The 19,143-nt window shown below is 57.9% G+C and carries 18 protein-coding genes; 3 read left to right on the forward strand and 15 right to left on the reverse strand.

Annotation, left to right across the window (positions count from 1 at the left end; all coding sequences use genetic code 11):
• Window positions 1-3: 3 nt before the first annotated feature.
• The gene (rstB, locus tag LCH97_RS09910; RefSeq protein ID WP_227301578.1) at window positions 4-1,302 is read left to right on the forward strand and encodes a two-component system sensor histidine kinase RstB; all 1,299 of its coding nucleotides are present in this window, start codon (window positions 4-6) and stop codon (window positions 1,300-1,302) included.
• A gap of 84 nt (window positions 1,303-1,386) precedes the next feature.
• Window positions 1,387-1,575 (forward strand): hypothetical protein, encoded by a 189-nt coding sequence (locus LCH97_RS09915; RefSeq protein ID WP_227301579.1) that lies wholly within the window; start codon window positions 1,387-1,389, stop codon window positions 1,573-1,575.
• An 84-nt stretch (window positions 1,576-1,659) separates the two neighbouring features.
• Here LCH97_RS09915 and rph read toward each other — a convergent pair whose 3' ends face one another.
• The 3 genes from rph to LCH97_RS09930 all read right to left on the reverse strand — a co-directional run bounded on the left by rph (window position 1,660) and on the right by LCH97_RS09930 (window position 4,245).
• Window positions 1,660-2,376 (reverse strand): ribonuclease PH, encoded by a 717-nt coding sequence (rph, locus tag LCH97_RS09920; protein WP_227301580.1) that lies wholly within the window; start codon window positions 2,374-2,376, stop codon window positions 1,660-1,662.
• 64 nt (window positions 2,377-2,440) lie between these two features.
• Window positions 2,441-3,304 carry a PP2C family serine/threonine-protein phosphatase gene (locus tag LCH97_RS09925; protein ID WP_227301581.1) on the reverse strand — a complete coding sequence of 288 codons (864 nt, stop codon included), beginning with the start codon at window positions 3,302-3,304 and terminating at the stop codon, window positions 2,441-2,443.
• A gap of 2 nt (window positions 3,305-3,306) precedes the next feature.
• Window positions 3,307-4,245 carry a serine/threonine-protein kinase gene (locus LCH97_RS09930; protein ID WP_227301582.1) on the reverse strand — a complete coding sequence of 313 codons (939 nt, stop codon included), beginning with the start codon at window positions 4,243-4,245 and terminating at the stop codon, window positions 3,307-3,309.
• Window positions 4,246-4,325: 80 nt separating this feature from the next.
• Between LCH97_RS09930 and LCH97_RS09935 the strand changes: the two genes are divergently transcribed.
• Window positions 4,326-5,192, forward strand: a complete 867-nt coding sequence (locus tag LCH97_RS09935) for a YicC/YloC family endoribonuclease (protein WP_017509658.1) — start codon at window positions 4,326-4,328, stop codon at window positions 5,190-5,192.
• A 58-nt stretch (window positions 5,193-5,250) separates the two neighbouring features.
• Here the strand turns inward: LCH97_RS09935 and LCH97_RS09940 are convergent, their stop codons facing one another.
• The 12 genes from LCH97_RS09940 to LCH97_RS09995 all read right to left on the reverse strand — a co-directional run bounded on the left by LCH97_RS09940 (window position 5,251) and on the right by LCH97_RS09995 (window position 19,138).
• Entirely contained in the window at window positions 5,251-6,120 is an 870-nt protein-coding gene (locus tag LCH97_RS09940; RefSeq protein WP_227301583.1) for an NAD(P)-dependent oxidoreductase, read from the reverse strand.
• The gene (locus LCH97_RS09945) at window positions 6,117-6,476 is read right to left on the reverse strand and encodes an EscU/YscU/HrcU family type III secretion system export apparatus switch protein (RefSeq protein ID WP_227301584.1); all 360 of its coding nucleotides are present in this window, start codon (window positions 6,474-6,476) and stop codon (window positions 6,117-6,119) included. Before LCH97_RS09945 ends, LCH97_RS09940 begins: the two co-directional genes overlap by 4 nt.
• On the reverse strand, window positions 6,457-7,965 hold the full coding sequence (locus LCH97_RS09950; RefSeq protein ID WP_227301585.1) for a flagellar hook-length control protein FliK: 1,509 nt from the start codon (window positions 7,963-7,965) through the stop codon (window positions 6,457-6,459). The genes LCH97_RS09945 and LCH97_RS09950 overlap by 20 nt, the downstream gene beginning before the upstream one ends.
• On the reverse strand, window positions 7,962-8,354 hold the full coding sequence (locus LCH97_RS09955) for a DUF2802 domain-containing protein (protein ID WP_227301586.1): 393 nt from the start codon (window positions 8,352-8,354) through the stop codon (window positions 7,962-7,964). The genes LCH97_RS09950 and LCH97_RS09955 overlap by 4 nt, the downstream gene beginning before the upstream one ends.
• Window positions 8,355-8,396: 42 nt before the next feature.
• The gene (locus LCH97_RS09960; protein WP_227301587.1) at window positions 8,397-8,678 is read right to left on the reverse strand and encodes a flagellar protein FliT; all 282 of its coding nucleotides are present in this window, start codon (window positions 8,676-8,678) and stop codon (window positions 8,397-8,399) included.
• A gap of 25 nt (window positions 8,679-8,703) precedes the next feature.
• Window positions 8,704-9,126, reverse strand: a complete 423-nt coding sequence (gene fliS, locus LCH97_RS09965) for a flagellar export chaperone FliS (RefSeq protein ID WP_227301588.1) — start codon at window positions 9,124-9,126, stop codon at window positions 8,704-8,706.
• 30 nt (window positions 9,127-9,156) lie between these two features.
• Window positions 9,157-10,560 (reverse strand): flagellar filament capping protein FliD, encoded by a 1,404-nt coding sequence (gene fliD / locus LCH97_RS09970; protein WP_227301589.1) that lies wholly within the window; start codon window positions 10,558-10,560, stop codon window positions 9,157-9,159.
• A gap of 15 nt (window positions 10,561-10,575) precedes the next feature.
• Window positions 10,576-10,998 carry a flagellar protein FlaG gene (locus LCH97_RS09975; RefSeq protein WP_227301590.1) on the reverse strand — a complete coding sequence of 141 codons (423 nt, stop codon included), beginning with the start codon at window positions 10,996-10,998 and terminating at the stop codon, window positions 10,576-10,578.
• Between the two features lie 75 nt (window positions 10,999-11,073).
• Entirely contained in the window at window positions 11,074-11,913 is an 840-nt protein-coding gene (locus tag LCH97_RS09980; protein WP_227301591.1) for a flagellin, read from the reverse strand.
• Between the two features lie 203 nt (window positions 11,914-12,116).
• On the reverse strand, window positions 12,117-12,959 hold the full coding sequence (locus LCH97_RS09985; RefSeq protein WP_227301592.1) for a flagellin: 843 nt from the start codon (window positions 12,957-12,959) through the stop codon (window positions 12,117-12,119).
• A 170-nt stretch (window positions 12,960-13,129) separates the two neighbouring features.
• On the reverse strand, window positions 13,130-17,674 hold the full coding sequence (locus LCH97_RS09990; protein ID WP_227301593.1) for a glycosyltransferase: 4,545 nt from the start codon (window positions 17,672-17,674) through the stop codon (window positions 13,130-13,132).
• A 69-nt stretch (window positions 17,675-17,743) separates the two neighbouring features.
• Window positions 17,744-19,138, reverse strand: coding sequence for a radical SAM/SPASM domain-containing protein (locus tag LCH97_RS09995; protein WP_227301594.1), 1,395 nt, complete (start codon window positions 19,136-19,138; stop codon window positions 17,744-17,746).
• Window positions 19,139-19,143 lie beyond the last annotated feature (5 nt).

Genomic DNA, 19,143 nt, shown 5'->3' on the forward strand with positions numbered 1-19,143 from the left:
GCCATGCGTAAACTGTTTATCCAGTTTTATCTGCTACTGATCTTCAGTTTTCTGGTGGCGGTATCGCTCGCGGGCCTGGTGTACAAGGAAGTAGCCGAAAAGGCTGGTGACCGCGCGCTGGCCGATCTGCTGAAAACCACGCTCACGCTGATCGAGCACACGCTGGATGGTGTTCCGCAACAGCAATGGCCAGCCGAACTGGCCAAGCTGGACCACGAGCTGGATTTCAATGTAGCGCTACAGCCACTACATAGCCTGCCGCTTGACCCTGTCTCCATGCAGGCCCTGTTGCGTGGCGATATCGTGATGCTGGAAGACGATCTGGTCTACCTGCAGCGCGTCAAGCAGTCACCCTACGCACTCGTTGCCGGGCCAATGAGCTATCTGGTATTCATGCACGAGCTAAAGTGGCTGGACTACGCCCTGCTCACCATGATCGGCCTGTCGCTAGCCATACCCGTGCTGCTATGGATGCGGCCACACTGGAACGAGCTGGTACAACTGGAAAATGCCGCCAAACAGCTCAGCCAGGGGCAGTTTCAGGCACGCGTCAGCCTGGCGCCCACCTCGGGCCTGCAACCGCTGGCACGCGGCTTTAACCATATGGCAGAAAGCGTAGAACTCCTGCTGGAAAGCAAGCAAACCCTGATCAATGCCGTGGCACACGAGCTGCGCACCCCCTTGGCGCGATTACGCTACCGCCTGGCCTTGCTGGACGTGGACGCGGCCAACCCGGTACACGAGGGCATAGAGCGCGATCTCAACAATATCGGCTCGCTGATTGACGAACTGCTGCTACACGCCCGGCTGGGCCGCCCGGACTTGCCGATGCAGCCAGCAACCCTGCCCGCGCACACCTGGCTACGCCAGCGTCTGGACGACCTGACCAGCCACCACCCGCAGCTAAGGGTAAGCCTGCGGGTCTACCACGATAGCCTGCATGCAGACCCCACCCTGCTGGCACGGGCACTGGATAATCTGCTGAACAATGCGGCCAACTACGGCCAGGGCGAAATCGAGCTTAGCTTCACCGTACTCAATGGCGAACAGCAGTTGAGCGTGTCAGATAACGGGCACGGCATTGCCGAAGCCGACCGTTCCAATGTGCTAGAGCCCTTTGTGCGGCTAGACCCAAGCCGTGGTGCCGGCCAGGGGGGTTATGGCCTGGGCTTGGCCATCGTGCGGCAGATCATGCTGGCGCATCATGGCCACATCCGGATAGACGACAGCACACTGGGTGGTGCACGCTTTACCTTGGGCTGGCCGGAGCAACAAAGCGATACAACGATGAACAATTCATAACAGACAAGTAGCAGGCAACTACCTAACATGGCATCAGACGTTGAACACAACGTGTATACCCTACTCTTTGCAAAGGATTTCACCATGAAAAAACTGACTCTGGTTGCTGCTGGTCTGGCTTTCGCTGTTGCTGCTTCCGCTGGTTTCGCTGCTGATGCCAAGAAACCTGCTGCTTCGGCTCCTGCTGCTGAAAAGAAAGTAGAAAAGAAAGCTGAAAAGAAAGTAGAGAAAAAAGTTGTTAAGGCTAAAAAAGCCGCTTCCGCTGCCAAGTAATTCGGCTGCAGGATAAAAAAGGGCACCTTGCGGTGCCCTTTTTTCGTATAAGCCTGCCGGGAAACACGGCAGGACATGACCTGGCTAGCTGGCCAGTGCCTGCTTTTGCAGCGACACCAGCTCGGTAATACCCTTTTCTGCCAAAGCCATTAGCGCATTCATTTCATCGCGGCTAAAAGGGGCACCTTCCGCAGTACCTTGTACCTCGATAAAACGGCCATCACCGGTCATCACGACATTCATGTCGGTTTCGCAGCCCGAGTCTTCTACATAGTCCAGATCCAACACCGGCTGGCCAGCCACCACCCCTACCGAAATGGCAGCAACGTGGTCACGCAAGGGGCTTTCTGCCAGCTTGCCTGCCGCGATCAAGCCGGCAATCGCATCGGCCAAAGCAACAAACGCACCGGTAATGCTGGCCGTGCGCGTGCCACCATCGGCCTGGATAACATCACAGTCGATCAAAATCTGGCGCTCGCCCAGCTTTTGCAGGTCCACCACCGCGCGCAAGCTGCGGCCGATCAGGCGCTGGATTTCTTGGGTACGGCCAGACTGCTTGCCACTAGCTGCTTCGCGGCGCATACGGCTTCCGGTAGAACGGGGAAGCATGCCGTACTCTGCAGTGACCCAGCCTTGCCCCTTGCCTTTCAGAAATGACGGCACCGACTCTTCCACGCTGGCAGTACAGATCACTTTGGTATCACCGCACTCTATCAATACCGAGCCTTCGGCATGTTTGGTGTAATGGCGGGTAAGGCGGACGGTGCGCAGGGCATCTGCGGCGCGTTGGGATGGGCGCATGCGGTTTCTCTCGGTACGTCTGAAACCGGCATTCTAGCGCAAAGCCTTACCAGGCTGACGGGTATCAGCCACGTTTCAGGCCCTGGGTAAGCTCGCTATCCATCAGGGTAGACTGCCAAGTTTGCTCGCTTTGCGTATCGGCGAGCGTTTCACTGTCGATGAAACCCTCCCGCCCCGGGACGAATTGCTCGTCAGACAGCAGCTGCAAGGCAATGGCGCTCAGGTTATCGCTATGCGCACCTGCACGCTTTTCGGCCACGCTGAGCAGGGCGGGCACCACCATGGAGGGCAAACGGCCAACAAAAGCCCTGGCGATTTCATCGTCGCGCAATGGCCCCCACACACCATCAGAACACAGCAACAGCGTATCGCCATAGCCCAAGGGCAAAGTCTCGGCCAATTCGATATCCGGCTCACCGATAGCGCCTAGGCAGTTGTAAATACGGTTACGCGCCGGGTGGTCGTGGGCGTCGGCCTCGTTCAGAAAACCAGTATCGATCAGACGCTGTACATGGCTGTGATCGTTGCTACGCCAAACCACCTGGCCGTCCCGCAGCAGATAGCAGCGTGAATCCCCCGCGTGCGCCACCCACGCCTCGTCGTCCTGAATCACCACCACCACCACCGTGGTACTGGGCACTTCACTCATCCGGTGACGAATGGCGTGGTCCAGAATAGCCTGATGAGACTCTTGCCCGGCATTGAGCAAAAAACGTCGTGGATGCTGTAGCCGGGGTTTGGCGGCTTTCTTGAACAATTCGCAGAACACATCGACTGCAATCTGCGCAGCCACCTCGCCATGCGCATGGCCGCCCATACCATCAGCCAACACCAATAGCTGCGCCTGCTCGGTACAGACTACACCGATGCGATCTTCGTTATAGGGGCGACCACCCACTCTGGTATCTACCGCAATGGCAAATTTCATGGTTATCGCCCTATTAGCCTGCCAAGCCAGGCGGACACGCCGCGCGGGGGCTCGGGGGTAACGTAGTTTTTGTCCCGTAGCCGCTTTTGCATTTCACTCAGGCTAGCCAGACGGGTGAGCGGGTCCAGCCCCAGGCAATCGTCTACCAATGCCAGAAGTTCCGGGGAGTAATAACGGGCAAACGCCTTGCTAGCCGGTACCACTTTGTCCTGTTTCAGACGCAGATCCGCCGACGGCAGCTTGTCGCCCCCCATAGCCATGTACATGCAGGCACCGAGCGCATAGATATCGGTCCACGGGCCCAGCTTGGCCTGGGCATCATACTGCTCGGGCGCAGCATAGCCAGGAGTAAACATGCTGGCCAAATGCTGGACACGCCCCAATGTCTGGCGGGCGGCACCGAAATCCAGCAACACCGGTGTACCGTTGCGACGCAGGTAAATATTGGCCGGCTTGATATCCAGATGCAGCAAATGCTGCAGATGCACTTCGCGCAGACCACCGATCAACTCGGCAAACAAGCGGCGCAGACGCGGTTCGGCAATGCCCTGCGGCGACAGCTCGATCTCCTTGGCCAGCGGGCGTCCTTCGGTATAGTCCATCACCATGTAAACGGTCTGGTTGGCACGAAAGAAGTTACTCACCCTGACAATATTGGGGTGCTGGATAGCGGCCAGGATACGTGCCTCTTCAAAAAAGCACTTCAAGCCCAGCTTGAATGCCTCCCGATCCAGCTCGTTCAACACCGTGACATCGGATTTGCCACGCCGCCCGGTCATGGAGAGTGGCAAATACTCTTTGATCGCGTATTTACGGTCGTACTGGTCCAGCGCCAGATAAACCTCGCTAAAACCACCAGAGCTCAGGCTGCGCACCACGGTGTAATCTTCCAGCCGTGTGCCTACCGGTAGTGCTCGCTGCTTGGATTGCGTAGTGTCCATTGTTATAGTGTGCCAGCCTCAGGATCGATAGAACGATCCGGGGTCAGTTTCCAATTATTCATTCCGTTTCGGGAGCCCCCATGATTTTAAGCATGACAGGCTTTGCCTCTACCACCCGTGAATTCCCGGGTGGCCTGTTATCCATCGAGCTGCGTGCGGTCAACCACCGCTATCTTGACGTGCAAATGCGTCTGCCGGAAGAGCTGCGTATCATCGAACCACAATTGCGCGAGCTGATCGGCGGCCGTGTTACCCGTGGCAAAGTGGAGTGCCGCATTGGCCTGAACCAGACCGACAGCGATACCCCGCAGCTGGAGCTGAACCGCGACACCGTCCAGCGCCTGCTGGCCGTCAGCGCCGAAGTCCGCGAGCTGGCCCCGCAGGTACGCGACCTGGGCATGGGCGAGCTGTTGCGCTGGCCGGGCGTACTCAAGTCGAACTCGCTGGCACCAGAAGTATTGCACCAGCTGTGCCTGGAAGGCCTGAACGCCGTACTGGGCGACTTCCGCGACACCCGCGCGCGCGAAGGCAGCAAACTGGCCCAGGTACTGCTAGACCGCATCAGCGGCATGGACCACATTATCGCAGAGGTCAAGCCACGCCTGCCGGTTATTCTGGAAGCATACCGCACCAGGTTGGCCGCACGTCTGCAAGAAGCGCTGGGCAACGTAGACGACGACCGCATCAAGCAGGAGTTTGCCCTGTTTGCCCAAAAGATCGATGTCGACGAAGAGCTGGAACGCCTGACCACACACCTGGCCGAAGTACGACGCATCCTCAAAACCGGTGGCCAGGTGGGCAAACGCCTGGACTTCCTGATGCAGGAACTGAACCGCGAAGCCAACACACTGGGCTCCAAGTCGGTTTCCACCGAAACCACCCAGGCCTCGGTAGAGCTGAAAGTACTGATCGAACAGATGCGCGAGCAAATTCAGAACGTGGAGTAAGCATTCCGCAATACCCGGCAAGCAACAAGGCCGCCCATCACGGGCGGCCTTGTTACTGTCAGGCGTTATCCGCCCAGATCAGACGGGCAATGGCGGACGAGTCCAGTTCGCCTTCGCCGTTGGCTACCAGCTGGCTGATCAGCCCGGCCACGCGCTCAGCCTCGGGCAGACGAATGCCCAGCTCACGTGCCGTGTCCAGAACAATGCCCATATCTTTCTGATGCAGCTTGGCCTTGAAGCCGGGGGCGTAGTTGTCGTCGATCATGCGCTGGCCGTGCACGTCCAGCACCTTGCTGCCGGCAAAACCGCCCAGCAGCGCCTGGCGTACCGGCGCCGGGTCCACACCGCAGGCCTGTGCCAGCTTCATCACCTCGGCGACTGCCGCAATACCGACCCCTACCGCAATCTGGTTGCATGCCTTGGCTACCTGGCCGGCGCCGCTCGCGCCGATATGGGTAATGGTCTTGCCCATGGCGGCCAGCACCGGACGTACCTTATCCAGTGCAGCCGCATCGCCGCCCACCATGATGGTGAGGGTACCGTTGATAGCGCCGACTTCACCACCGGACACCGGGCAATCCAGAAAGCTGATACCGCGGGTAGCAAGGTTGGCCGCGATGTCACGAGCACCGATGGGCGAGATGGTACTCATGTCGATACACACCAGCCCCGGGCGGGCTGCGCTGGCCACACCATCGTCACCCAGTAGTAGCGCGGCGACGTCGGCGGTATCGGACACATTGGTGATCAACACGTCCACCTTTGCGGCCAACTCGGCCACGCTGGGCACCCAGTGGGCACCATCGTCAATCAGGCTGGCGGCGGTTTCCGGACGGCGTGCCCATACTGCCACCTCAAAGCCGGCGCGCAGAAGGTTGCTGACGCAGGGGCGTCCCATGATGCCCAGACCGATATATCCCACTTTCATTGTTTGGCTCCGTTATCTGCCGCGACGGCAACAGGGGGGGGCCGGCGCATGGCCAGCCATTGTGCAAAGTCGAGTTTTTCGCCCTTGGCGTGCTGTTCCAGGAAATAGACAAAAGCCAATACCTCGGCCACGGCGCGGTAAAGCTCGGGCGGGATATGGCTGTCCAGGTCCACCTGCATCAGCAGGTTGACCAGCTCGGGGGAGTCGTGCACGAACACGCCCGCGTCTTTGGCGTGCTCGATGATGCGCTCGGCCGTCTGGCCGTAGCCTTTGGCTACGACAGTTGGCGCACTGGCGCCATCCTTGTACTTGAGCGCTACCGCGGAGCGGCGGCCATCAGCCCGTACTGGCTTCATGTCTTACCTGCAAGCTGGCCAGTGCCAGACCGGCGGCTTCCATCGAGCCGGCCAGCTGCTGACGGTATTGTTCTATCAGGGTGGCGGCTTCGGGGTTATCGGTATCAAAGGTGAGCTGCACCTGGTTACCTACCAGACGCAAGCGTGCGGCCAGGCCGCCCAATGCCGGCAAACTCATGGCCAGGTTGGTATGCCATGCGCGCATCTCTTGCTGGCCGTTACCCTCGCGCTCACCGCCCTGCTCGGGCTGGATCTGCCATTGTACCAGCTGGCCGGGCCACGCTTGGCCGGTGTACATGAACTGGTGCTGCTCCAGGGTATCAAGCTGGCGCTGTACCAAGTGGCCCGCTTCAGGCGTTACGACGTGCTTGGCGGCACTCGCGTCGGCAGTCGTCAGGGGCGTTGCCAGCCGCGCCTGCGGCTCTTGCTTGAGCTCATCCAGCGACAGGCGGCCATCGACCCAGGCTTTCTGATGGGCTTCGTAGAATACCCCACTCTTTTCAACCGTGGCCTTGAGGTGGGTTTCGTGCGCGGGTGCCGGCTGTGCCGGGTCGGGCAGCAAAGCCGCCTGGGTGGCATGGGCACGTAACGCAGCAGGCATAGCGGCCAACCCTGCGGCCAGGCGGTTGGCAATGACATCCGACAGCGGCTTTCCTTCCAACTGCGCGGCAGCAGGCAAGGCATTGGCCAGTGAGGCAGAGGCCGCCGTTGCGGTAGACCCCTGCACGGTATTGCCTGATGCCAACAGGCTGCTCAGATAGCGCGAAGCGGTGCTAAACGATACAGGGGCTGATTTGTCGCTGGCAGCGGCTTGCGACAGATTGACTTGGGTAAAACTGAGTACCGGCTCAGTAGCACGCACGCGCAACATTAAAGGGTCGGCGCGCAGTGCCTGGCCATCTCCGGGTGCTTTCAGGGTAAACGCTGCATTTTTTACCAGAACGGCAGCACTACCATCAGGTAGACGTTCTGCCACTCTGGCCATCACCCATTCGCCAGACTGGAAAGCCGGTAGCTTGCCCTGTGGCTGGGTAAGAGTTTCCAGCTCGACCCCCTCGCTGCCTGCGGCCAACTGCAGGGCTTGGGCCAGGGCCTGCGACTGCTTGGTGCTTGGCGTATCCGCAGGCGAAGGCGCGGGTTTGAGATCGTCGGCATCCAGCAGCAGGAAGGCCAGCGGCTGGGTAGTAGCCACCCGCAACCGCAGGTCTTCGCCTTGCAGCGTGGCTCCCTGCGGCACATTCAGCAAAAATGGTTCGCCCTTTATCTGGGCCGCGATACGGCCATCAGGCAGACGCTCGCTGATCTTGGCCAGAATGGTTTCGCCACCTTGCAGTACCGGCATGCGCGCCGGGGTACTACTGGCTTCCAGCAGTAAACGCCCCTGCTCTCGGCTAAGCTTGATGGCCTGTGCTGCGCTAAGGGGGTTGCCGGCCAGCTCGGATGTACCTGTCTGCAGACCGGGCAAACCCTGGGAGAGTGGGGAGATCATGCAGTAGGACTATTGCGGTACAAGGAAAGGATCAACTCGGCCTCGCTGCGCGAGATACCGCAGCGTTCGGCCACATCCGCAGTAGAGAAGCCACGCTTGAACAGCTCGATAGCCTGGTTATAGGGGCTGGCGCCCTCAGTAGTGGCGAGTGGCTGCTGGCGAGGCTGCGGTCTGACAGGGGGAGGGACTACGGTAGCGTCGGTGCGTGGTGCCGGAGGTATCTCCTGCACCGTGCGCTGCAAGGCACTGATTTGTCGCTGCAAGTGGTCAAAGGTACTGGCTTCAACCCTGCGCTCGGACTCCATCATGTCAATACGACGCCAGAGCCAGAACACAATGCCGGACTGCAGCACGACAATCAAAAATAATAGCCAATCGGTGGTATTCATCACAGGCTCCGGGGTCTGAGCAGCCAAAACAGCAGCTGAAGCCTAGCGGTATACGGTAGATATCTTCTGCTGCTGGCGTAAACTCTGCAGCATCTCGGAAAGCTCGTGATGACGGCTGGCAACCAGCGTTTCCATCTGTTGATTTTGCTGCAAGGTTTCTATCAATATGGCACGTGTTTGCTCATCCAGCGCGTCGACTTGCAAGCTTTCGCGAAGGCGGGCAAAGCATGGGTCGCGCTGCTCATCCAGCAACAGCCAAGCCTCCCAGTCTTCGCACTGCGCGACAGCCAGCATCTGGGCGGTGAGCTCGGAATAACGCGACAATATTGCAATATCCCAACCAGCCATCTCAAACCTGCCCAACCCGCTGTCCAGCCCCCTGCATCTTGTCCAGCTGTTTCCAGGCTCCGAGCAGGTCTTCGAGCAGCAAAATCACCTCACCCAGTATTTCAGCGTCATTCTTCATGTTTGCCACACCAAGACGGTGCTTCATGTAGAGGTATAACTCCCGTAGGTTGGCAGTCACCTCACCACCTTTTTCAAGGTTAAGCACCGTATCCAGGCCATTGATAATGTCCAGGCCCTTACCGATGAGTTTGCCTTTTGCAATGTAGTTGTTAAGTGCAATCTCGCCCTGCGCCTTGCGTAGAGCCGAGATAGCGCCTTCGTACAACATTACGATCAAACCGACAGGGCTAGCGCCATATACCGAGGCCTCAAGAGCATCGGATTGGTACGCTTTGTTCAATTGCTGCAATGCCAGTCGATTCATTTATTATCACCCTGCCGCATTTTATTAAAATCAACCAAGCATTGATGCCATATAGCTACTTTGGTTCTTCATTTTGGCCAACGCAGCATCCAGTGCCGAGAATTGCGTCATATAACGCTTCTGCATCATGTCCAAACGCGCCTGGATCTGGTCCTGCTTCTGCTTTTCGTACGTGACTTGCTGATTCAGGCTATCGGTACGTACCTGTACCATGCCTTCGGGGCCCAGCATTTTGTTGAGTTTGTCGTTCAGACGGTCAGCGTACCCATCGGCATTGCTGTTACTGAACAGCTTGTACACTGCCGTTGAGTCTTTATTCAGTGCCTTCTTGAACGCTTCACTATCCAACTTTAGGCTACCGTCTTTCTGCAATGCAATACCAGCCTGTGACAAATAACCCAAACCAGACTCAAGCGATACGCCGGCAAGGCCTACTGTCATTTCAGCGGTCAGGTCCTGCATGATCATGCGAGCACCGCTATCTAGCCTTACCGCCGTCCCTATCACCTTGCCGTCAGCATCGGTAACCTGGCTGCTGCTCTGCTTATACATACTATCGATCTGGCTTTTGATTTTATTGAAGCCATCAACAAACGCCTGCACATTCTTGATAACAGCGTCGTCATCACGCGTTACGGTGACGGTAGCGGTCCCAGTCTTGTACAGGTTTAACTCCAGACCGGTCAATGCCTCAGTAACCTTGTTGGAAGATGCCGTAATGGCTACCCCGTTTACCGTGAACTGCGCGTCGCTAGGTGCTGCGGTGCGTTTGGCCAGGTTGGACGCTGCCGTACTAGTACGGTCAAAATCCAAAAATCCCAAACCCAGTGCCGCGCCGCCCGTCAACGAGAATGCACCATCATTACCCGCTTTTTTGCTACTCAGTGCGAGCTTGTAACCATCAGTCCCACTATTGACAACGGAAGCGGAGACATCTCCTCCTTTGGCATTAATGGCGTCACTGATCGACTGCAGCGACGCATTGGCGCCGATCGTCACGCTCAATGTAGTGCCAGATCCGAAAGCAATGCTCAGATCACCTCCAGTAGCATTACCCAGACTTTGAGTATTGGAAGTGATCTTACCTGTGCTGCCGTCATAACTGCTTAGCGCCAATGTCTGAGCGGCCGCCAGCGACGTAACATTTACCACATAGGTGCCAGAAGCCGCAGTTGAACCTGCACTGGCTTTGACCGCACTTGCATCACTGCTGTCGGTCTTGTTGGCATTCAATGCCGAACCGGAAATCAAGCCTCGCAGAGATGTCTGAAAATCCGACAAGGTCGATTTCAGCTTACCTAATGACGAGACCTGATTGTTATAAGTATTGATCCGATTCTTGCTGGATGTCATCGGAGCCTGCTCCAGCGACATCAACTGGGATACCAGTCCCTGCACATCGAAGTTACTGCCGGCGGTGGTGATTGCGGCCATGATCTACTCCAGAGGCTAAGCCTCGTCGTGCAGCAGGATACTGCGAAAATCCTCGATGGCCTTCGCAATACGGATGACTTCAGGCGAAGGAATCTGCCTAATCACTTCCTTGCTGCTTTTGTCAACTACCTTGACGATCTGCATCTGGGTATCGTCGTCTACCGTGAACTGCAGATCACCCTTGTAAAGCTTTACCGTGTCATTCAGCTTTTTGACGGCATCTGCCAGGTCTGACTGGCTGAATACCTGCTGATCAGCCTTACTTTTGGCCTGCTCTTTTGCTTCGGTCTCTTTAACGCCACTTACTGCCTTTAAAGTCTCAGGTTTGATGGTACCCGCAGCCTCTCCGTCTTTGGAGAGCTGTTGCGGCAACTCTACCTGTTGCTTGGCAGTCAGGCCCAAAGGTTGAAAGCCCCCCGTTACTGATCCGATTTGCATGATAAATACCTCATAAAAAAGGACTCCCCCCTACAGCATAATTCAGACCATAGGAGGGAAACCACTTTTCTCACCTTAACGTAGCAAGGACAGCGCAGCCTGCGGCACGGTGTTGGCCTGACCCAGAATGGCAGTACCAGCCTGTTGCAGGATCTGATTACGAGTCAACGAGGCAGTTTCAGAGGCAAAGTCGGTGTCCATGATACGGCTCTTCGATGCACTAAGGTTCTCCACGTAAGCCTGGGTGTTGGCAATCACAGCCTCGAAACGGTTCTGGATGGAACCGAAAGTGGCACGCGTATTGGTCACGGTACGGATGGCCGCATCCATAGAAGCAATCGCAGCCGATGCAGAACCGGAGGACGATACGTTCACCGTACCGGTAGCGGTCAGCGAGCCACTATACGCAGAGATACCAGACAGTTCGACACCACTAGTGGTCACCTGGTTATCTGTAGAGCCAGAGGAGCCTACCTGGAAGGTCAGACCGGAGCCACCTGTGAGCAGTTTGGTTCCGTTAAAGTTCGTGGTTTGAACGATACGCGATACTTCCTGAGTCAGTTGGTCTACCTCTTTCTGCAGCTGCGAACGGTTGTCATCCGAGATGGAGCCGTTAGCCGCCTGCACTGATATTTCACGGATACGCTGCAGGTTGTTTCCTACTTGGCCCAAGGCACTTTCAGCTGTCTGGGCTACCGAAATACCATCGTAGGCGTTTCGAATACCCTGGGAATTACCCCGGATCTGCGAAGAGAGACCTTCAGAGACCGCCAGACCAGCGGCGTCATCCTTGGCAGAGTTTACGCGTAAGCCGGAGGACAGCTTTTGCAGGGAAGAAGCCAGTGCCGAGTTGGACTGGTTCAGGTTGCGCTGCGCATTGAGCGAGGCAATGTTACTATTTACGATGATAGGCATTTTAAACTCCGTTATTATGGCGACTTGGCTCGGAAGCGAACTCCCCGGGTTTTGATACCAATCGCTCTAACACTCTATCGTCAGTTCTTTATTGCTCTTGAGGCCTTTTTTTAAATTTCTCAAAAAAACCCAAAAAAAAATCCCTGGCCGTTGAGCCAGGGACAGAGGTACCAAATTAGTTTGTATATCGTTGTTAGCTATCCTTAGCCACGTAGCAGGGAAATGGCTGCCTGTGGTACTTGGTTTGCCTGCCCCAGGATGGACGTACCAGCCTGCTGCAGAATCTGGTTACGGGTCAGCTGTGCGGTTTCAGCGGCGAAGTCGGTATCCATGATACGGCTGCGGGAAGCCGACAAGTTTTCAGTAAACGCCTGCATGTTGGCGATTACTGCTTCAAAACGGTTTTGTACCGAACCGAAGGTGGCACGTGTGTTGGTAACGGTGCGGATCGAAGCATCCATCGACGCGATCGCCGCAGAGGCAGCACCCGACGAACTCACGTTTACAGTACCGGTGGCAGTCAACGAGCCGCTGTAACCTGCAATACCGCTCATCTCTACACCACTTGTGGCCACCTGGTTATCTGCAGAACCAGACGCACCTACCTGGAAGGTCAGGCCGGAACCGCCGGTCAGCAGCTTGGTGCCGTTAAAGTTAGTGGTCTGTACGATGCGGGAGATTTCCTGCGTCAGCTGATCTACTTCTTTTTGCAGCTGGGAACGGTTGTCATCCGAAACACCACCGTTGGCAGCCTGTACTGCTACTTCACGGATACGCTGCAGGTTGTTGCCTACCTGTCCCAGCGCACTTTCAGCGGTCTGTGCTACCGAGATACCGTCGTAGGCGTTACGCACACCCTGGTTGTTACCGCGAATCTGCGAGGTCAGGCCTTCTGCCACGGCCAAGCCAGCGGCATCATCTTTGGCGCTGTTCACGCGCAGACCGGAGGACAGTTTCTGCAACGAGCCAGCCAACGCAGTATTGGACATGTTCAGGTTGCGCTGTGCATTCAGGGATGCGATGTTGCTGTTAACGATAATGGACATTTTGGCACCTCATTGATTCTATTTGGTTTCTGACCATGCACCGTCTGGCTTGATTCTTGCTGGCAGTGCATTAGCTTATGACCATATTTCGGCCCCCCCCTGCAGAACTTTAAATTTTTTTGTGGCAAAACGAAAAAAGGCAGCTAACGCTGCCTTTTTGCCCGGGTGGCCTAGCGGGTAAACGCGGCTAGCCATTCATCCAGATGATCCTCCAGCCAGTAATCACGGTCCACCCAGGCCCTTAACTGCTCGCCCTCGCATACCCTGGCCGCAGGGTCGGCCGCCAGACGGCGAATCTGGGCAATCCAGGCTTTGGCGTCGTCGCCCACCCGTGTCACTGGCGGCTCGCCGGTGCGGTAAGGGTAAACATCGGAACAGATCACCGGCCAGCCCATCACGCCGTATTCCAGCAGCCGCAGATTGCTCTTGGCCTCGTTGAACGGCAGGGTTTCTAGCGGGGCAACCGCGATGTCCAGATTCAGCGCTGCCATTCTGGCTGGATACTGGTCAAAACTCACCGGTTCATGCTTCTCGGCAATGTACTCATCCAGCCCTTGCGGCCACATGCCCATAAAGACCCAGTCCACCTCATGTGCGGTGGCCTTGATCACCTCTTCCAACAGGGCCAGATCGCCCTGATGCTGCTGAGCACCGACCCAGCCCACTCGCGGTTTGCGGCCAACGTTACGCTGCGACGTCACCCCGGACCAGTACTCGCGCGACAGCCGGTTTGGTACCACGCGGATGTCCGCGATCATGTCGGCTGCCATCTCGCGTAATGGCTCGGTGGTCACTACCAGGCGGTCCACCAAGCCCAGCATCTGGCGCAGGCGACGGCGACCGTCGCGGAAATTGGACATGAAGTGCTTATAGAGCGCACTTTTCTCCGGCAGCTGGGTAATCAGGTCGTCCAGCGACATCACCATGAAAATACCCGGCAGATGCTTGCGGTAGGCCTGCAGCAACTCCAGCTGCGGGTCGGTCATGGCGTTCTGCATAACATAGCTGTCTACGCCCAAACGCTGCAGCTCCACTACCGTTACCAGACGCTGGACATCTTTCTGCTGCCGCAGGCAGGCGGTCAGTGCCTTGCCATCGCGGCTGAGCGCACGTAGCGGCTGGTCAACGCGATATTCACCACTGCCTCCGGCAATGCCGTTACCTAGGATACGCGGTAGTTCAGTGAATTCCGACGGCCAGAAGCGCAGCACTTTCTGCTCGATCTCGCATGGCTTACCGGTCAAAGACAGGTTGGGGTTGTAGGCCGGATCGTTGGCCAAGGCCGGCAACCAGCGCTGCAACAGACGCCCTTGCTCCTGCTGGTTCTGCTCGTGCCGGCGCATGGCTTTCAGCACCTGCTCGCCTTCGGCACGGATGCTGATGCTGTGGTGATGTACCAGCGTGGCATACGGCGTCCACAGGGTGTGCCAGCCGGCGTCACGCAGTCGCAGGCAGTAATCGACGTCGTTGTAGAGCACAGCAAAGTCGTGCTCGTCAAAACCGCCAATTGCACGGAACGCCGAAGCCGGCGTCAGCAGGCAGGCCGCCGTCACCGCCGATAAGCGCTGATCGATCTGCAAGCGGCTCATGTAGCCGGCATCCCCTGCCTCGGCCATCCAGCCCAAGTGGGCGGCACTGCCGATACGGTCGGGGCCGCTGCCAAGGAAAATACCGGCATGCTGCACCTTCGCCGTTTCCGGGAACAGCAGCTTGGCGCCTACCGCACCGACACCATCGCGTACGGCGTGCTGCAGCATGCGCTCCAGCCAGTCCGGCTGCACGATCTCGATATCGTTGTTCAGCAGCAGCAGGTAGTCGCCGCGGGCGTTGGCCGCACCCAGGTTGATCTGGGCCGAAAAGTTGAACGGGGCGTCGTAATGCACCACGCGCAAGCGCTCGCCAAAGCGCTGGATGGCCTGGTCGTAAAAGAGCAGCACGTCCGGATCGTCCGACTGGTTGTCCACCACCACCACGTCGAAATGCGGGTAGGCGGTACGCTCGAACAAGGTGTTGATGCACGGCTCGATGAATTCGAAAGCGTTGCGGCTGGGGATGATAATGCTCACCAGCGGCTGTGCCGTCAGCGGGTACACCACACGCAGCGTCTGCTCAGCCAGGCCCAGCTCGACACGGGCCGGCGTCGCGCTGGCTTGCAGCCAGTCTTCTACTGCCAGCTTGCGCATTGCCAGCTTGCCGTCACGGGCAGGCAAGTGCAGCAACAGCTCCGGCAGGTTGGCAATGGCCGCCGCACCGAAATGGGCCGCCAGGTTCAGCAGCAGCTGGTAAACCTCGAAGCCTTCGTACGGCTGCAAGCCGCCCAGGTGCTGCACAGCGTCGGCACGCAGCAGCACGCTGGCACCGATGTAATCGTAAGCCAGCAACATGTCCAGATCGAACGCCGGCTTGAACTGTGGCTGCTCGTAACCACGCATCGCTACGCTGTCGTGGTCGCAGTAAAGCGCCAGGCAGTTCGGGTCCCGGACCACGCGATCTGCGAGGCGCAGCAAGGCATGCGGCTCCAGCTCGGCGCCGCACGGCAGCAGCATGCCCCAATCCATGCCCACCTCGGCCAGCACCGCGTTGAACAGCTTGGCGGTATCGTCAAACTGGTCGACATGATCCACTTGCAGCCAACCCAGTATCTCGCTGTTTTCAAACAGCGGGTCCGGCGCGGCAAAGTCGGCCACCACGATCAGCCGCCACTGTTTGTACAGCTGCAGCTGCAGCGAATCCAACGTCTTGGCCAGCAACGGGCCCTGCGCCTGGCTGGCCAGCACCACCAGCGTGATCTGCGGCTGCTGTGGCCAGGCCATCAGACGGCGGGCGAGCACCTCGGCGTCAGCTTCGGTCAGCGCGTGGCCGGCCAGCCAGCGCATGTGGTCGACGGCGGGCTGGAAGTTGACCTTGGCCTTGCTCGGGTGCTCGGCAGCCAGTACCACCTTGCGCGCCTCGCGGATATCGTGCTCGCCCAGATCGTCGTAGCGGCGGTAGATCTCGGCAAACACCGCCCGCATGCCCCCCCAGCTTTGTACGGTACGCGAGTCGCCGGCGTTGTCCTTGTCTTCGCGGCGGCGTACCTGCACCGTGGCTTCGGCAAAGTGTACGAAGGGGATGAGACGAGACAGGCGGATCAGGAAGTCCCAGTCTTCCAGCGACGGCAGCTTTTCATCGAAATCGCCCGCCTCGGCGACCACCGATCGCGGGTGGGCCAAGCAATTCACCGGAATGTAGTTGCTGACCTGCAGCATGTTGAAGTCGTAACGCTCGCAAGCGATCTGGTGCTGGCTGACCTCGCGGCGGATGCCGCCTTCCAGCCGCTCCATCACAAAGTGCGCATCACCGAACACCAGCGCCCCCGGGTGCTTGCCGATTTCCTCGTGCAAGCGCGCCAGGTGCTGCGGGTACATCAGGTCGTCGTCGTCGATGTACACGATGTACTGGCCGCGGGCTATACGCAGCGCGAGGTTACGGGCAGACCCGACGCCGCCATTCGGCTTGCGCACGTAGGTGTAAGCCGGCAGCGCATCGGCCACGATGCCCAGCAAGGCCTCCTGCGGTTCGCCACCATCGTTGACGTAGATGAGCTCGAAATCCCGAAATGTCTGCGCTGTAATACTCTGCAGCGTATTCACCGCCAATCCCGGCCGGTTATAGGCGGTACAAATAATGGTAAAGAATGGGCCATCAGCCAAGTGGGGGATCGTTGGCAACAGCGGCTTGGCAACAAGTTCCGGCGCCAGTACTTCTGCGGCAAGGTTGGCCGCATGCATTACGGCGGCTTGCGCCAGTGACTCAGCCGGCACAGTCATCAATTGCTCGCACTGCGCCAGCACCTCGTTCGCTACCTGTGCGGCCAACGGCAGGCGGCCGCTGAACTCGGGTAGCGCCAATTGCTTGAAGAACTCTAGCTTGCCCTGGTACAGGCGGAAAATGCCTTCTAGGTCGGGCAGCAGGCGCGGCAGGTTGGCCGGCGTCAGATAGCGCTTCAGCAGCAGCGAGTGCTCGAAAAACGCCAGACCGGAGCGGGCGTAGCGGTCGCTGGACGAGGCCTGGCTGGCGTGTACACGGAAGACGGAAATATTGGTATTGAGGAAAGCACTCGGCACGCCCGCACACGCCAGTGACAGTGACTTATCCCAGTCTGTGGCACGGAAAAATCTTTCTTCAGGAAAAACCGACAATGACGTATCGAAGAACGGGGACCCGTCCAGAATGCTACGACGAAACAGTGTCGCACAAATGTTGATGTAGCAATCAAAACGAAGTAATGCCGGAAACTCGTCGCGACTGGCAGCATAATCGTACGCCAACCAACCTGGGTGCTCTAGCTGATGACGCTGGCCATTTTCATCCTGTAGCGTGTAGCGGCCAAAAACGTAGCCGCACTCTGGGTGTACCTCTAGCATAGCTAGCAACTTGCCCAATGCACCTGGCTCGATGAAGTCATCCGCGCCCAGTAACATGACATATTCGCCCTGCGCCAATGCTATGCCCTGATTGATATTGGGCGTGGCACCCAAGTTGTGTGTGTTCAGCACGTACCGCACACGTGGGTCGCGGCTGACATAGTCGGCTACCACCTCGGCAGTATTGTCGATAGAGCAGTCATCGCAGATGATCAATTCGAAATCATCGATATCTTGTCGCAATACACTGTCAATGGCTTCGGGGAGATAGTGCGCGTAGTTGTACGCAGGGATGACAATGGAAATCATGTTTAACCCGGTAAGTAGCCAAGCTCACTCGTAGCAAGGGCTTGCCGCTGGCAAGCCCTTGCTACCCGTCTAGATAAAGTTGATGTGTTCCGGCGGGTTTTTCAGGTCCCACAGGAATTTGTTGACGTAGTCCTGGCGGCAGCCGATGGCGCAGTCCTTGTGCACATCTACCGAGGCTTGTACATCCTGGTGTACCTGCCAGTAACGCTCACCACTCACCATGTCGTAGAACGACTGCTCGTGCAGGTCGCCAATGTAGAAACGTTCCTTGTTGAAGAACGGGCCGCAAGGATAAACCTTGCCATTACCGGATATCTGCAGCAGGAATGGCGTGCCGTAGCACACGTCGTATTTACGGTAGCCATCCTTGTACAGTGCCGACTCTGCGGCGGCGTTGATCTTGTTCCACTTGGCCTGCACCACGTAGTCTGCCGTAGAGTAGCTTTCGGCCTCTTTCAGCATGTCGCCGATCTTCAGGTACTCGTCGTAGTTAATACCGATTTCCTTGTATTCGGAATCGGAGCAGTGCTTGATCACGAAATAATCCACGCCCAGCTCGGCACCCAGCTTGGCTTCCGGCAACACCTCGTCAAAGCACTCCGGGATCAGCACCATCTGCAGACCCAGCGTGCACTTGTAGCCGTACTCTTTCTTGATGCGCACCAGCTCGCGGATCTTGTCGATCAGCAAGTCGAAGTTTTCCTCGCGCGACTGATGCACGCGGCGGAAACCATCGGGGGTACCTGCCGACAGGTTGAAGCGGATCCAGCTCATGTTTTGCAGCAGGTCGTGCGCGCGGTCCATGTCCAGCAGCAGGCCGTTGGTGGCCATCGAGGTATCGATGCCCAGCTTGCCAGCCAGCACGGTGGCGTCGTACAGCGCCGGGTTCAGCGTGGGCTCGCCATCGCCGATGAAACCGATGGAACGCACGCCCAGCTTGCCGCAGTCTTCGATGTAAGACAGCAGCGCCTCGCGGCCGATCATGGTGCCCTTGGTCATGTTCTGTACCACCGCGTAGCAGTAAATGCAGGCGGTATTGCAGAACTTGGTCAGGCCCATGTCGATGTGGATGGGAGCAAAGCGTTCGCCGTTCTGCCACGCCATCACCCGGTCCAGGTGATGCATCATCTTGTGGCCATCAAAGCGGAAGCGCTGCGGCGGGTTGCGGAAGCTGGGGCCGGTAAACTGGTTCGGCACGTGCGGCGCTTCCTCGCTGTTGGCGATGCGGATCACGCCGGTCTGGCCTGCCTCATTGTAAAACTGGATTTTCTGGCCAGTGGGCTTATCCAGCTTGTAGCTATTAAGCAGCGCCTCTTCGTCGGTCAGTGCCTTGCGGTTGACGATGACGTTGGAGGTACGCAACTTGTGGCCCGGGTTACGCGCCAGCGGAGCGTCATCGGGAATCATGGTGGTGGTGTTTTGACCGAAACGGTTCACACCCTTTTGTTGTTCATTATCGCTCATGGCAG

Source organism: Vogesella sp. XCS3 (assembly GCF_020616155.1).
Lineage (GTDB): Bacteria > Pseudomonadota > Gammaproteobacteria > Burkholderiales > Chromobacteriaceae > Vogesella.